The following is a 14,562-nucleotide window of genomic DNA, read 5'->3' on the forward strand; positions in this document are numbered from 1 at the left end:
GTCAGGTTTTCATCATGTTTTCAAGGTGCGTCACGCGTTTCGCGTGCGCGACGGCGTTGCTGGTCAGTCCTTGGCTGACGGCGGCGTCGCATTCGCAGACCCTCAATCTTGGGGCGGCGCTGCAGCGCGCGCTCGCGACCAGCCCCCGCCTGACTACCGCAGAGCGCGACGTCGGTATCGCGACCGGCCAGCGCATCCAGGCGGGCGCGCTGCTCAATCCGGAACTATCCTACGAACAGGACAACTCGTTCGGATCGGGCATCTACCGTGGCACCAAGTCGGCCGAGACGACGCTGCAGATCAGCCAGCTCTTCGAGTTGTTCGGCAAGCGCGAGGCCCGGATCGCCGCCGGCCAGGCGGGCGTCGAGGGGGCGACGATCGAGCGCAAGGCGGTGCGCCTGCAGATCCTGTCGGAGACCGCTATCGCCTTCCTGAACGTGCTCGGCCTGCAGCGGCGGATCCAAATATTGGACGAGCAGGTCGCCGCTCTCGAGCGCCTGACCCCGTTGCTTCAGCGCCGGGTGGACGCCGGCGCATCGTCGCCCGCCGAGACCGGCCGCGCCGAGGTCGCCGCCGCCCTGGTGAAGGCCGATCGCGAGCGCACCAAGGCCAGCCTGTCCAGTGCCCGTCGCGAGCTGGGGGTGCTCATAGGGGAGACGTCGCCGAAGTTCGCCAGCGTCTCTGGACGGCTGGATGCCACCACTCGGGCGCCGTCGTTTCAGGCGGTGATCGCGGCCATCGACGCGAACCCGCAATTGGCGAGATGGAATGCGATCTACGCCCAGCGCAACGCCGAACTTCTTCTGGCGCGGCTGAAGCCTTACCCCGACGTCCGCCTGGCAGCCGGCTGGCGCCATTTCAACGAAACCAACGACGACGCCGTTCGGTTGACCTTGTCGGTCCCGATCCCGGTATTCGATCAGAACCAGGGCAACATCCTCTCGGCGCAGGAAAGCCTCGCCAAGACGCGGGCCGAGCGCGAGGCGAACCGCAATACGCTGATCGTCGTCGCGGGGCGGGCGTACGACACGGTCCAGGGCTCGCTGCGGGAACTCGCGATCCTACGCGAGTCCGGCATACCGAAAGCCCAGGCGGCCGCCAACGAGATCGAGCAAGGCTACGGCGCAGGGCGCTTCACCCTGCTCGAAGTGCTCGACGCGCAGGCCAACGTCACCCAGGCTCGTCTGCGCGAGCAGGAAGCGCTGCAGAATTATCACGTCGCCGTTGCCACAATCGAAGGCCTGGTTGGCAATCCCTTCGCTCTGGCGCGGGGGAGCGCACGATGAGAACTTCGAGCGCAATCGTCCTTGCACTGGTCGCTGCCGCCGCCGGCGCCCACGGGTACCGCTGGCTGACGCCCAAAGACGCGCCCGCCGCGACGCAGCAGGTCGCGAAGCAGGATGGCAAGGACGAGAAAGCCGGCAACGAGCACGCCGAGAAGGACGAACACGGCGCCGACCGCATCGTGATCAGCGACGTCAAATTGGCGGCTGCCGGCGCTGCCTTCGCCGAGGCGGGACCGGCGACCCTGACCGAAACCCTCTCGTTCAACGGCGTGCTGCGAGCCAACCAGGAGACGGTGGTCCAGGTCACCCCGCGCTTCCCGGGGATCGCACGTGCGATCAAGAAGCGGATCGGCGACACCATCGGCAAGGACGATCTGCTGGCGTCCATCGAGAGCAATCAGAGCCTCACGGTGTACGACCTGAAGGCGCCCATCGGGGGAACCGTGATCGATCGCCAGATCTCGCTCGGCGAGTACGTCTCCGAGCAGAAGCCCGCCTTCGTCGTGGCTGACCTGTCGACGATCTGGGTGGACCTTTCGATCTACCGTCAGGATCTCAGGCGGGTGCGGATCGGGGACGAGGTTCTGATCGATCCGGACGATGGGGCCGGCGACATCAAAGGGTCGATCTCCTACGTCGCGCCCGTCGGCGCCAGCGAGACCCAGACGGCGATCGCCCGCGTGGTCCTGCAGAATCCCCACGGACGTCTTCGCCCAGGTCTGTTCGTGACCGCCCGGTTGATCCTGGCCGAGCGGAAGGTGCCGGTCGCGGTGCACGCCGGCGCGATCCAGACGTTCGAGAACAAGACGGTCGTGTTCGTGCGCGAAGGCGACGACAAGCTCGAGGCGCGCCCGGTCGAGCTCGGGGATTCCGATCAGAAATTCGTGGAGATCCGTGCCGGCATATCGCCGGGAGAGAGGTACGTCGCCGAAAACTCGTTCGTCGTGAAGGCCGAGATGGGCAAGGGGGAGGCCGAGCATGATTGAGCGCATCATCGAATTCTCCATCCGCCAGCGCTGGTTGGTGATCCTGTTCGTGCTCGGGCTTCTGGCGTTCGGCGGCTGGAATTTCACGCGGCTGCCGATCGACGCCGTGCCGGACATCACCAACGTCCAGGTGCAGATCAACACGCAGGCGCCGGGCTTTTCTCCGCTGGAGACGGAGCAGCGCATCACCTTCCCGGTCGAGACGGCAATGGGAGGACTACCCAAGCTGGAATACACCCGCTCCCTGTCGCGCTATGGCCTCAGCCAGGTGACCGTCGTCTTCCATGACGGCACAGACATCTACTTCGCGCGCCAGCTCGTCAACGAGCGGATCCAACAGGTCAAGGATCAGCTTCCCGCCGGCGTCGAGGTCGCCATGGGTCCTGTTGCGACGGGCCTTGGCGAAATCTTCCTCTACACTGTCGAAGCGAAGCAGGGCTGGAAGGCGCCGGGCGGCAAGGAGTTCACGCCGAGTGATCTTCGGACGATCCAGGACTGGATCATCAAGCCGCAACTCCGGAACGTGCCCGGCGTGATCGAGGTCAACACGATCGGTGGGTTCGAGCGTCAGTTCCATGTGCTGCCGGACCCCGGTAAACTGATGGCTTACAAGCTCGGCTTCCGCGACGTGATGACCGCGCTTGCAGCCAACAACGCCAACGTCGGCGCGGGCTACATCGAGAAGAACGGCGAACAGTACCTGGTCCGGACCCCCGGGCAGGTCGCCAACATCGCCGAAATAGAGGACATCGTCATCGGCTCGCGCGGCGGTGTGCCGGTCAGGATCAAGGACGTGGCGCAGGTCACCGAAGGGAAAGACCTGCGCACGGGCGCTGCGACGCTGAACGGCAAGGAGACGGTGCTCGGCACCGCCATGCTGTTGATCGGCGAAAACAGCCGCGCCGTCGCACAGCGGGTTTCAGCCAAGCTGAACGATATCGCCAAGTCACTCCCCGAAGGCGTCGTCGCCCGCACCGTCTACGACCGGACCCACCTCGTCGAGGCGACGGTCAAGACGGTCGAGAAGAACCTCGTCGAGGGCGCGATTCTCGTCATCGCCGTTCTCTTCCTGATCCTCGGGAATTTCCGTGCAGCGCTGGTGACCGCCTGCGTCATTCCGCTGTCGATGGCGATGACGGTCACCGGCATGGTCGAGACCAAGGTCAGCGCCAACCTGATGAGCCTGGGTGCAATCGACTTCGGCATCATCGTGGACGGCGCGGTCATCATCGTCGAGAACTGTCTCCGGCTGCTCGCCGAAGCGCAGCATGAGAAGGGCCGGCTGCTGAACCTAAGGGAGCGGTTGGACACGATCCGTCGCGGCTCTGCCGAAGTCATCAAGCCCAGCCTGTTCGGAACGCTCATCATCGCGGTCGTGTACCTGCCGGTCCTGACGCTCACGGGCGTCGAAGGCAAGATGTTCACGCCGATGGCGCTGACCGTCCTGATGGCGCTTGCCGCCGCCGCCATGTTTTCGATCACCTTCGTGCCCGCCGCCGTCGCCATCGTCGTCACCGGCAAGGTATCGGAGAAGGAGAACCTCTTCATGCGCGCCGCCAAGCGCGTCTACCTGCCGCTTCTGGACCGGGCGATCGCATTCCGCGGCATCGTGGCGTTCGCGGCGGTCGTGATCGTAGGCGCCAGCGTGTTCGCGGCGACCCGCATGGGTGGCGAGTTCATCCCGAGCCTCGATGAGGGCGACGTCGCTCTGGCCGCGATCCGGATCCCTGGAACGAGCCTGACACAGTCGCTCGAGCTGCAGATGGCGCTCGAGAAGCGAATTCAGCAACTGCCCGAGGTGAAGGAGTTCTTCGCGCGTACGGGCACCGCCGAAGTCGCCACCGATCCGATGCCCCCGTCGATTTCCGACGGCTACATCATGCTCAAGCCGCGCAGCGAGTGGCCTGACCCCGAGAAACCGAAAGCGGAACTGGTCGAGGAGATCGAGAACGCGGCCAACGACATTCCGGGCAGCAACTACGAAGTCTCCCAGCCGATCCAGTTGCGCGTCAACGAATTGATCTCGGGCGTGCGCAGCGACGTCGGCGTCAAGATCTTCGGCGACGATCTCGACGTGCTTCAGGGGGCTGCCAAGCAGGTCCAAGGGGTGATCCAGGGCATCCGCGGGGCGACCGACGTGAAGACCGAACAGGTCGCAGGTCTGCCGATCCTCACCGTCAAGCTCGACCGCCGCGCCCTGTCGCGGTACGGGCTCAGCGTCGGCGACGTCCAGAACATCGTGGAGATCGCCGTCGGCGGAAAGAGCGTCGGCAAGCTGTTCGAAGGCGACCGGCGGTTCGACATCGTCGTGCGCCTTCCGGAGCGCCTGCGCGGCAATATCGAGGCGATCCGTGCCATCCCGATTCCGCTGCCTGCGGAGGAGCCCGGCGCGCCGGCGGTCACCAAGACCGCCTGGTCGGGGACGCCCGCGGCGCAGCCCCGCTACGTGCCGCTGTCGTCGGTCGCGACCGTCGATTCCGCGCCCGGCCCGAACCAGATCAGCCGCGAGAACGGCAAGCGCCGGATCGTGGTGACGGCGAACGTCCGCGAGCGCGATCTCGGCTCGTTCGTGTCCGAGGCGCAGGATGCCGTGACTCAGAAGGTCAAGCTCCCGGCCGGCTACTGGATCGGCTGGGGCGGTCAGTTCGAGCAACTGGTCTCGGCAACCAAGCGGCTCACCATCGTCGTTCCGGTGGCGCTGCTGCTGGTGCTGCTGCTGCTGTTCATGAGTTTCGGGTCTGTCGCCGACGCGCTTCTGGTGTTCAGCGGAGTCCCGCTGGCGCTCACCGGCGGCGTCCTGGCGCTGCTGTTGCGGGGCATTCCGCTGTCGATCAGCGCCGGCGTCGGTTTCATCGCGCTTTCCGGCGTCGCCGTCCTCAACGGTCTCGTCATCATCGCCTTCATCGAGCGGCTCAGACACGAAGGGAAACCGGTGCTGGAGGCCGTCCATGAAGGCGCGGTGACCCGGCTGCGGCCGGTACTGATGACGGCGTTAGTGGCTTCGCTCGGCTTCGTTCCGATGGCCATCGCGACGGGTGCCGGTGCCGAAGTGCAGAGGCCGCTGGCGACCGTCGTCATCGGTGGCATCATCTCCTCGACGATCTTGACGCTGCTGGTGTTACCGGCCCTCTACGTGCTGTTCAGGAAGGACTCCGAGCCGGCGCCGGCGCCCGAGGAGGCGGTATGAAACATAGATCGCGGCAGACCATGGCAAGGGCGGCACGATGACACGTCCAAACGCACGAAACGAGGATGGCTCGACGGCTGCCTCGCAGGCGATCACCACGCGCCTGCAGGTGCAGGGAATGGACTGCGCGAGCTGCGCGATCAAGATCGAGAACGCGCTGAACCGGATGCCCGGAGTGCGTACCGTGGATGTCTCGGTCTCCCGCGGCACGGTCACGGTGAGGCACGACAACGCAAACTCTGCAGAGATGACGAGCAAGATCTCGTCGCTCGGATATACGGTCGCGGAGAGCGACCAGGCAAGCGCCCGTGAGCATTCCCCGATCGAGTCCGAAGAACGAACCGGTCCTTCACGGGGTCAAGATCATGATCGCGAGCCAAGCGACAGGCCATGGTGGCAGACCGGAAAGGCCCGCCTGACGATCGCATCGGGTGTGGCGCTCGCGGTTGCTTTCGCGGTCGGGAAGAGCGTGCCCGCGTTTGAGCGCTGGGCCTTTTTGCTGGCGATGATGGTCGGTCTCGTCCCGATCGCCAAGCGGGCCTTCTCGGCGGCCATGGCGGGGACACCGTTCTCGATCGAGACGCTGATGACGATTGCGGCGGTCGGAGCGGTCTTCATCGGCGCGACCGAAGAAGCGGCTACGGTGGTTCTGTTGTTCCTGATTGGCGAGCTTCTGGAGGGCGTGGCGGCCAGCCGGGCGCGCGCCAGCATCCAGGGTCTGACGAAGCTTGTACCCAAGACCGCGCGCCTCGAGGACAGCGAGGGCCGGGTGAGCGAGGTCGAGGCCGACACGTTGTTAGTCGGCGCGGTGATCCAGGTGCGTCCCGGCGATCGGATCCCGGCCGATGGGGTCATCGTCTCCGGAGAGAGCGCCATCGACGAGTCCCCCATCAACGGGGAAAGCAATCCCGTCCGAAAGGGGCGGGACGAGAACGTGTTCGCCGGGACTGTCAATGGAGACGGCCTGGTCAAGGTCCGCGTGACGGCCGCTGCGGCGGACAACACCATCGCCCGCGTGGTCAAGCTGGTCGAGGAGGCGCAGGAGTCGAAGGCCCCGACCGAGCGGTTCATCGATCGGTTTTCCCGGTACTACACGCCGGGCGTTGTAGTGGTCGCAGCACTCGTTGCGATTCTGCCGCCGCTGCTGTTTGGCGGAGACTGGAACGGGTGGATCTACAAGGGCCTCGCCGTCCTGTTGATAGGATGCCCGTGCGCGCTGGTCATCTCGACCCCGGCGGCCATCGCCGCCAGCCTTGCGGCGGGTGCCCGGCGAGGGTTGCTCCTGAAAGGGGGCGCCGTGCTCGAGAAGGTCGGCAAGGTCACCGCAGTGGGGCTCGACAAGACCGGCACGCTCACCGCCGGCAAGCCCCAGGTCACCGACATCGTCGGTTTCGGCCGCAGCGAGGGCGACGTGTTGCGCTTCGCGGCCGCGCTGGAATTGGGGTCGAGCCATCCGCTCGCAACCGCCATCCTGTCCAAGGCGGCGGAGCAACGGACGCAAATCCCGCCGACCTCGGAAGCCTCGGCCATCGGCGGCAAGGGCGTGCGGGCAATGGTGGAGGGAACGAAGGTCTTCCTCGGTTCCGCGAAAGGCGCTGCGGAGTTGGCGGCCGTCTCGGATGCCCAGCAGGCACGGATCGCTGCTCTCAATGACGAAGGCAAGACGGTCTCCCTGCTCGTCTTGGACGACAGCATAGCCGGCGCGATAGCCATGCGTGACGAGCCTCGTCCGGATGCGGAAAGGGGCCTGAAGCTGCTTGCGGAAGCCGGCATTCGGACGGTGATGCTGACCGGCGACAATCGGAGGACCGCCGATGCCATCGGCGAACAGCTCGGCATCGACGTCGAAGCGGAGCTTCTTCCAGATGACAAGCAGCGCATCATCGGCCGGCTCCAAAAGGAGGGCTTCGTTGTCGCGAAGGTTGGCGACGGCATCAACGACGCGCCGGCGCTCGCGGCCGCCGACGTCGGCATCGCCATGGGAGGCGGCACCGACATCGCCCTGGAGACCGCCGACGCCGCCGTGCTGCACGGGCGCGTGTCGGATGTCGCGGCCATGATCGTCCTGTCCAAGCGGACCATGACCAACATCCGGCAAAACATCGCGGTCGCGTTGGGACTGAAGGCGATCTTCCTCGTCTCCACCGTCGTCGGAATCACGGGCCTATGGCCGGCCATCCTCGCCGACACCGGCGCGACCGTCCTAGTGACCTTGAACGCGCTGCGTCTGCTCTCTGTCCCAAGCGGTCATGGACCATCCGACAAGGGCGCGTCCCGATGACAGCGGAGAGGGCACAAAGCGGCAGTCGCGACCTGCGCCTAGACCTCTTTCGGGGGGTGGCAAACTGGGCGATTTTCCTCGATCATGTTCCGAATAACGCGGTCGCCTGGATTACGGCTCGGAACTACGGCTTCAGCGACGCTGCAGAGTTGTTCGTGTTCGTCTCGGGCTACACGGCCGCCTTGGTGTATACCCGCATGGCGCGAGCCAGGGGTTTCCTCGCCGCCGTGGTCGGCGTTCTCGGCAGAGCCTGGCAGCTCTATATCGCCTACATTTTGCTGTTTGCCTTTTACGTGGTCACCATAGGTTACGTAGCGCAACGGTATGGGCATGCTCATCTGCTGGACGAGTTTAACATTCGGCTTCTCATCAGGGACCCCGTCGAGTTTCTGAAGCACGGCCTTCTGCTCGAATACAAGCCCCTGAATCTCGACGTCCTACCGCTCTACATCGCGTTGATGGTCGCGTTTCCGCTGCTGCTCTGGGTTCTCATCAGATGGCCGAACATCGCGCTGGTGATCTCGGCGGGCGTCTACATCGCCGCACAGGCAGGATGCAATCTACGCGCGTACCCCGCCGGTCACTGGTACTTCAATCCGTTCGCATGGCAATTTCTCTTCGTCATCGGAGCGTGGGTCGCCGTCGGAGGAGCGACCGCGGCAAGGGCGCTCATCAACTCGAAAACCACCCTCGCTGTCGCCGGTCTCTTTCTCCTGTTCGCCGCGTTCATCACACTGGCGACTCGGACCGGCCATCAGAATCTGATCCTCGATACCGTCCGCTCGACATTCATTCCGAACGACAAGACGAATCTGGCACCGTATCGCATCGTCCACTTTCTGGCGGTCGCAATCGTCATCTCGCGATTGATTCCGAAGGACGCGCCGTTCCTGTCGACGTCGTGGCTTCGGCCGCTGCGGCTGTGCGGAGAGCGCTCGCTCGAAGTCTTCTGTGCGGGCGTATTCCTCGCGTTCGTCGCTTACTTCGCGATCGACCTTGTCTCCGACTCGCTCGCCTTCCAGGTCGTCGTCAGCACCGCGGGCATCAGCATCATGATCTCCGTCGCCTATTTCAAAACCTGGGCGAGAGATTTTCGCGCTGCATTTGATCGACGACCCGTCGAGCGCGAAGCAAGTCCGCAACCAAGACTAGCACGAAGGGAACTATGAGATGGGCTTCGATCAATACCACGAACCGCCCCAGGAGCTTTCGCAAGAGGTGCGCACCTTCGCGCGGATGATCGCTTCGCTGATCGAGGAGGCCGAGGCCATCAATTGGTACGAACAGCGCATGTCAGTCGAGAAGGACAAGAAGGCGAAAGGCCATCATGGCCAACGCCCAAAAGGAGGAGTTCAAGCATTTCGGCATGAACCTGGAATTCCTTCTGCGGCGGAATAAACAGTGGCGCGAGGAGCTGAAAGGAATCCTTTTTACCGATGGCGATATCGTGAAGCAGGGCGAAAAGGCAGAGAAGGCCGCCGACTGAACTGATGATACGCCGCAGCAACTGCAATGGAACGACGTGGAGATCAACGCCGGAGGGTACTTAAAAAGGGATCGATCGAGTTCGGCAGCTCCGCCATCGATTGCTCGATCCGGAACCTCAGCGACCAAGGTGCGATGTTGGAGGTCGAAAGCCAAGTCGGCATCCCCCGCGAATTCACGCTCGTCGTACCTAAGGACGCGATACGGCGCAACTCTCGGGTCGCGTGGATCAAGGAGAAACGAAGGGGTGTGAAGTTCAAGGGGTGAGGACGGAACGGCATCGGAGGTCGCAGATGTGGAAGGACGGGCTCTTCTTGGCGCTCGGAAGTGTCTTGGGTCTGATCGCGGCAGTAGGCGTCGCCGAGGCGCGGGGCAGCATTGCCAGCGAGCGCCCTTTCGCGGCCGAGCACATCGATCTGCTTCCCCCGGACATCCGTCATGACCTGAGTCGCCTGGAGAGACAATGCGGCGGGAAAGCTGCCGCCACGCACTACTTTTCCACCACAATCGAGGCCGGCGGCCTGCATTTCAGATCGTTGCATTTCGAGAACTTCGCCTGCGAGCGGCGAGAGGCGATTTGTAGGGCGGACCGATGCCTCCATGAGGTCTATCTGGAACAGGGTGGGCATTCACGCCGGGTATTCAGCGCTTTCATCGACGACATGAAGCTGATCAACGACGGCGGGACCGCCGGGTTGGAGTTCGCGGGAGATCGGCCGGTTATTCTACGTTGGAACGGACGCACATTCGCACCCGTTCCCTTATTCGGAAAGGGTATCGAGCGGTGACATCGTCGATCATCTCGCATCTTCACTTTGGCGGCGCTGATATCTCTCTCTGGAAGAAGTTCCGGCTGTTCTTCACCGTGGGAGTCGTTGTGCTGATTCTGAGCGCGGCGAAGGTCGCGGTCCACTACTTCGGAGTCGAATTCCTCGATCTGAACGGCCTGGTGACCAGCGGCATCGGCGGCGCCGTCTTCATCGTTGGCTTTCTGCTATCGAGCATCCTTCAGGACTACAAGGAGGCCGAAAAGATTCCGGCCGATCTCAGGAATTCCATTGAGGCTATCGACGGCGACCTCGCTTGCTTCGCGCAGACCAACGATGCGTTTGAGCTACGAAAGGCTCGGCAGTTGCTGCTGGCGGTCATCGACAGGCTTCGAGATGGTCTAGGGCACGAAAACGATCACAAGGATGTTCCTCCCGCTCTCGCTGAGCTTGCCAGGTTGACGCCGATCTTGGGCCAGCTCGAGGGCATGGGCATGGCGGCGAACTTCGTCGTTCGCCTCCGGACGAATCAGGACGTTATCCGGAGAGCCTTGCTCCGGATCTACACCATTCAGCGCGTCGAGTTCGTGCCGTCCGTCCACGTTCTGGTGCAGACCCTCGTCGGATCGATAGTGCTCCTTCTGCTGCTGTTGAAGACCGAGGGCGATCCCGCATCCGCACTGCTGTTCGGTTTCATCACCTACATGTTCGTCTACGTCCTCTACCTCGTCCGGCTCCTTGAGCAGCCATTCGCCAAGGGGCACGGTTCGGTGGACGACGTCAGCTTCTTTCTGCTCGACGAGCTCGAGCGGAACCTCCGCCGATCGCTCGACGTTCCGGACGACGCCGCGCGAGAACCGGTCACGACGGGAGATTGAGACATGCACGGAGGAGGATCCGTCGGAACGGCCGGCGCAAGGCACGCGACAAAGCTCGCCTGGGCGCTCGCACTGACCGCGACATACATGATCGCGGAGGTCATCGGAGGGCTGGTGACCGGTAGCCTGGCGTTGCTCGCGGATGCAGCCCACATGCTTACCGACGTCGGTGGTCTCGCGCTGGCGCTCCTGGCGATCCGCTTTGCCGCACGCGAGGCGACGCCGCAACGCACCTTCGGCTATCTCCGGATGGAGGTCTTATCGGCATTGGCCAACGCCGTCGTGTTGCTGCTGCTGACCGTCTACATCCTGTACGAAGCCTATCAACGCTTCCTGACACCCCCCGAAGTCTTGAGCGGACCGATGCTCGTCGTGGCGGCAATCGGCCTTGCCGTCAATCTGGTCAGCATGCGGCTGCTGTCGAGCGGGTCGTCCGAAAGCCTGAACGTCAAGGGCGCGTATTTCGAGGTGCTCAGCGACATGCTCGGGTCAATCGGAGTGATCGTCGCCGCGCTGCTCATGATGTGGAAGGGGTGGGCGCTTGCCGATCCGATCATCGGAGCCGGTATCGGCCTTTTCATCGTGCCCCGGACATGGTCGCTCCTCAGCCAGGTCACCCACATCCTGATGGAGGGAACGCCTCCCAATGTCGATACCGGCGCGATCGAGAAGAAGCTGCTCGGCATTCCTGGGACCGTTGCCGTCCACGATCTTCACGTCTGGAGCGTCACGTCCGGCTTCGACGCCATGAGCTGCCATCTCGTTGTGGCAAACATGTCGACCAGTCGGGAGACGCTGCGGGCGGCCCGCAACCTCATGAAGGATGACTTCGGCATCGACCACACCACGATCCAGGTCGAGGACGAGGCCATGAGGGTGGAGGAGACCGTACTCCATGTCTGAGACGGGCCACCGCGACGCCAGGTCGGGAGGGCATGCCGGTCATGATTCTCGGCATCATGCTCATCATAGGCACGGCTCCGACCAGGACGGTCATGACCACGACCATGCCGGGCTCGGACACGTCCATGCTCCGGCGAGCTTCGGCAGGGCCTTCGCCATCGGCATCGGGCTGAACCCCGCCTTGGTCGCGGCCGAAGCCGTCTACGGCTACCTCGGAAACTCGACGGCGCTGCTGGCGGACGCCGGACACAATCTGAGTGATGTCCTTGGCCTGGTCGTGGCCTGGGCCGCATCAGTCGCCGCGAAGCGGGCGCCCAGCGGTCGCTTCACCTACGGTCTGAAGGGGGCGTCGATCCTGGCGGCGCTTGCGAACGCCGTTTTTCTTCTGGTCGCGACCGGCGCTATCGGATGGGAATCCATCCTCCGGCTGTACGAACCGGAGCCCGTCGCCGGCCTGACCGTCATGGTTGTCGCCGCGATCGGCATCGTCGTCAACGGCGCCACCGCCATGCTGTTCGCCAGCGGCCGCAAGGGCGATATCAACATCCAAGGCGCCTTTCTGCACATGGCTGGCGACGCTGCTGTTTCGGCCGGCGTCGTTGCGTCCGCCGGGCTCATTCTCTGGACCGGCTGGCTTTGGCTGGATCCCGGCATGAGCCTAGTCATCTGCGCCGTCATCCTGTGGAGCACCTGGAGCCTTCTGCGCGGCTCGGTCGCGATGTCTTTGAGCGCCGCGCCGGCCGGGACCGACATGGACGCCGTCCGCTCGTTTCTGCTGCGGCGCCCTGGCGTCTCCAAGATCCATGACCTGCACATCTGGCCGATCTCTACGACGGAAACCGCGATCACCTGTATCTGGTCATGCCCGCCGGGCATCCCGGCGACGAGTTCTTGATGGAGACGGCTCGACTGCTCCGGACGGAGCACAAGATCGGACACGCGACCCTGCAGATCGAAGTCGACGAGAACAACGAGTGCGCTTTGGCGCCTGACGAAGTGGTCTAGTGTGGACGAGGGCGAGAAGCAAGCTCGAGCGCCGTCTCAATCGACGCTTGATATCGAGATCGATGGGGTAAACCAAAGAGGGAGGGCAGCATGTCCGAACTGTCCGCACGACGGGGACTGGCGAACCGAGCCCGGTGGCTGGCTTTTTTCCTGCGAAGAATGCTGGGTAGGTGTCGATGGAAGGTTTTCGGCCAGACGATTTCCAAATTGAGTACGGCGGCTTCCGAGAAAGCCAGAGCGGCCAATGCCGGTGGCAGATTTTGCGAGCGACTGCTCGGGAGTGGCGGAAGGTCGGTCCATGTGGCTTTTTGTCTGCTGATGGTCTGTTGGCTGGTTTCGCCGACAGCCGCCCAGACCGCGCGCGAGTTCGCACGGGAAGGCTTCGCGGCAAAGGACAGGCAACAGTTTCCGCTGGCCATCCAATTGTTCAACGAAGCGATCAAGCAGGGACAATCTACTCCTGAGCAACGCGGTTTCATCCTGTACGGGCGAGGGGTGTCGTATGAGGCGCTCGGGCTGCGCGATCTTGCCTTGGGCGACCTCGACGCCGCGATAGCGCTGTTGCCAGATTTCCCGAATTCCTACGTGTATCGCGCAATAGTGTGGGGCGATCGTCGGGAATTCGAGAAGGCGCGTGACGATCTCATGCAAGCCCTTCGGCTGAACCCGACCAACGCGCTCATTCACAACAATTTGGGCTCGGTCTACGAACGCAAGGGAGAGATCGATTCGGCCATCCAAAGCTATGGGGAAGCGATCCGGCTCGATCCCAAGGCAGCACAGGCCTTCTATAACCGTGCTCACGTCTATATCGCGAAGCAGGACTATTGGGCTGCGATATCGGATTATGACCGCGCAATCGATCTGCTGCGCGACTTCGCGGATGCCTATAGCAACCGGGGTGGAATGTACCTGATGCTTGGAGAGCCGGACAAAGCGATCAAAGATTTCGGAGATGCCATCCGGCTCAACGGCACCGATCCGATCTTCTGGTCGAACAGGGCGAGCGCCTACATGACAATGGGACGCTACAAGGATGCCTTGGCGGATTTCGACCGGGCTCAGTCGATCGACCCCGGCAATGCCGCGACCTAGTTCGTTGGATCTACATTTACCATGGCTGGACGAGCAGTGGGCGTCCGGCTGCCGTAACGGGGCTGAACTTTGGCGTCGTTTAAAAGGGCGGGGCTTCCGAGGCTCGCTCCGAGTCATCAGCGAGTGGACAACCCGCAGACGACGGGCGGAAAGAGCCGACACACGAACCTTCAGAGGATTCCGTCGGCCAGAACGATCGCGCGCCTCATGATAATCGGGCGGACTTGCTCACGGAAGCAGAGACCGTGACGGTTGCGGCGATCGAAGCTGGCGTGCCAACCTTGGTCGAGGCACGCGAGATGATTGCCGAATTCCATCTGATGATCCGGCGCAAGACGGAGGCGGGTCTCATGACGTGGATAGAGCGCGCCCGCGCTAGTCTCGTCGCCTCGTTCGCCAGTGGCGTCGCAAGGGACGACGCAGCGGTCCGGGCAGCAATCACTTTGCCCTGGTCTAATGGCCAGACCGAAGGTCAGATCACGCGCCTCAAGCTCGTCAAACGTCAGATGTACGGCCGCGGCAAACTCGATCTGCTTCAAGCGAGACTAATCGGCGCAGAATAATTGGATCTGCACCAAGATTGGTAAGCCTCCGGTGGAAGCCGCCTTCCCGGATCGGGTTCGAGCATGAGATGATTTGCTCATTAATTTGCAAACAAATGAGCAAACGTGACGACGGTTACGGTTCTG

General features: G+C 63.3%; 10 protein-coding genes and 3 pseudogenes. All 13 read left to right on the forward strand.

Going from position 1 to position 14,562, the window contains the following annotated elements:
- Positions 1–14: 14 nt before the first annotated feature.
- Complete coding sequence (gene ihpA / locus FJV43_RS18730) at positions 15–1,286, forward strand: divalent metal ion exporter subunit IhpA (RefSeq protein ID WP_239629209.1); 1,272 nt, start codon at positions 15–17, stop codon at positions 1,284–1,286.
- Positions 1,283–2,272: a divalent metal ion exporter adaptor subunit IhpB gene (ihpB, locus tag FJV43_RS18735; RefSeq protein WP_239629210.1), complete on the forward strand. Its 990-nt coding sequence runs from the start codon at positions 1,283–1,285 to the stop codon at positions 2,270–2,272. Before ihpA ends, ihpB begins: the two co-directional genes overlap by 4 nt.
- Entirely contained in the window at positions 2,265–5,459 is a 3,195-nt protein-coding gene (locus tag FJV43_RS18740) for a CusA/CzcA family heavy metal efflux RND transporter (RefSeq protein ID WP_239629212.1), read from the forward strand. Before ihpB ends, FJV43_RS18740 begins: the two co-directional genes overlap by 8 nt.
- 37 nt (positions 5,460–5,496) lie before the next feature.
- Positions 5,497–7,740 carry a heavy metal translocating P-type ATPase gene (locus tag FJV43_RS18745; RefSeq protein ID WP_239629213.1) on the forward strand — a complete coding sequence of 748 codons (2,244 nt, stop codon included), beginning with the start codon at positions 5,497–5,499 and terminating at the stop codon, positions 7,738–7,740.
- A complete protein-coding gene (locus FJV43_RS18750; protein ID WP_239629215.1) occupies positions 7,737–8,909 on the forward strand; it encodes an OpgC domain-containing protein in 1,173 nt (390 codons plus the stop codon). The genes FJV43_RS18745 and FJV43_RS18750 overlap by 4 nt, the downstream gene beginning before the upstream one ends.
- A gap of 1 nt (position 8,910) precedes the next feature.
- Positions 8,911–9,226 (forward strand): annotated as a pseudogene (locus tag FJV43_RS37240) (hypothetical protein).
- A 26-nt stretch (positions 9,227–9,252) separates the two neighbouring features.
- The gene (locus FJV43_RS18760) at positions 9,253–9,492 is read left to right on the forward strand and encodes a PilZ domain-containing protein (RefSeq protein ID WP_239629222.1); all 240 of its coding nucleotides are present in this window, start codon (positions 9,253–9,255) and stop codon (positions 9,490–9,492) included.
- 26 nt (positions 9,493–9,518) lie between these two features.
- Positions 9,519–10,013, forward strand: coding sequence for a hypothetical protein (locus FJV43_RS18765; RefSeq protein ID WP_239629224.1), 495 nt, complete (start codon positions 9,519–9,521; stop codon positions 10,011–10,013).
- Positions 10,010–10,870, forward strand: a complete 861-nt coding sequence (locus tag FJV43_RS18770) for a hypothetical protein (RefSeq protein WP_239629226.1) — start codon at positions 10,010–10,012, stop codon at positions 10,868–10,870. The genes FJV43_RS18765 and FJV43_RS18770 overlap by 4 nt, the downstream gene beginning before the upstream one ends.
- Positions 10,871–10,873: 3 nt before the next feature.
- Complete coding sequence (locus tag FJV43_RS18775; protein ID WP_239629228.1) at positions 10,874–11,773, forward strand: cation diffusion facilitator family transporter; 900 nt, start codon at positions 10,874–10,876, stop codon at positions 11,771–11,773.
- A pseudogene (locus FJV43_RS18780) lies at positions 11,766–12,778 on the forward strand (cation diffusion facilitator family transporter). Before FJV43_RS18775 ends, FJV43_RS18780 begins: the two are co-directional and overlap by 8 nt.
- 645 nt (positions 12,779–13,423) lie before the next feature.
- Complete coding sequence (locus tag FJV43_RS37245) at positions 13,424–13,873, forward strand: tetratricopeptide repeat protein (protein ID WP_345946201.1); 450 nt, start codon at positions 13,424–13,426, stop codon at positions 13,871–13,873.
- Positions 13,872–14,436 (forward strand): annotated as a pseudogene (locus tag FJV43_RS18790) (transposase); the annotation flags it as partial. The gene FJV43_RS37245 and the pseudogene FJV43_RS18790, both read left to right, overlap by 2 nt.
- Positions 14,437–14,562 lie beyond the last annotated feature (126 nt).

It is taken from the genome of Bradyrhizobium sp. I71, from assembly GCF_022354745.1.
Classification (GTDB): domain Bacteria; phylum Pseudomonadota; class Alphaproteobacteria; order Rhizobiales; family Xanthobacteraceae; genus Bradyrhizobium; species Bradyrhizobium liaoningense.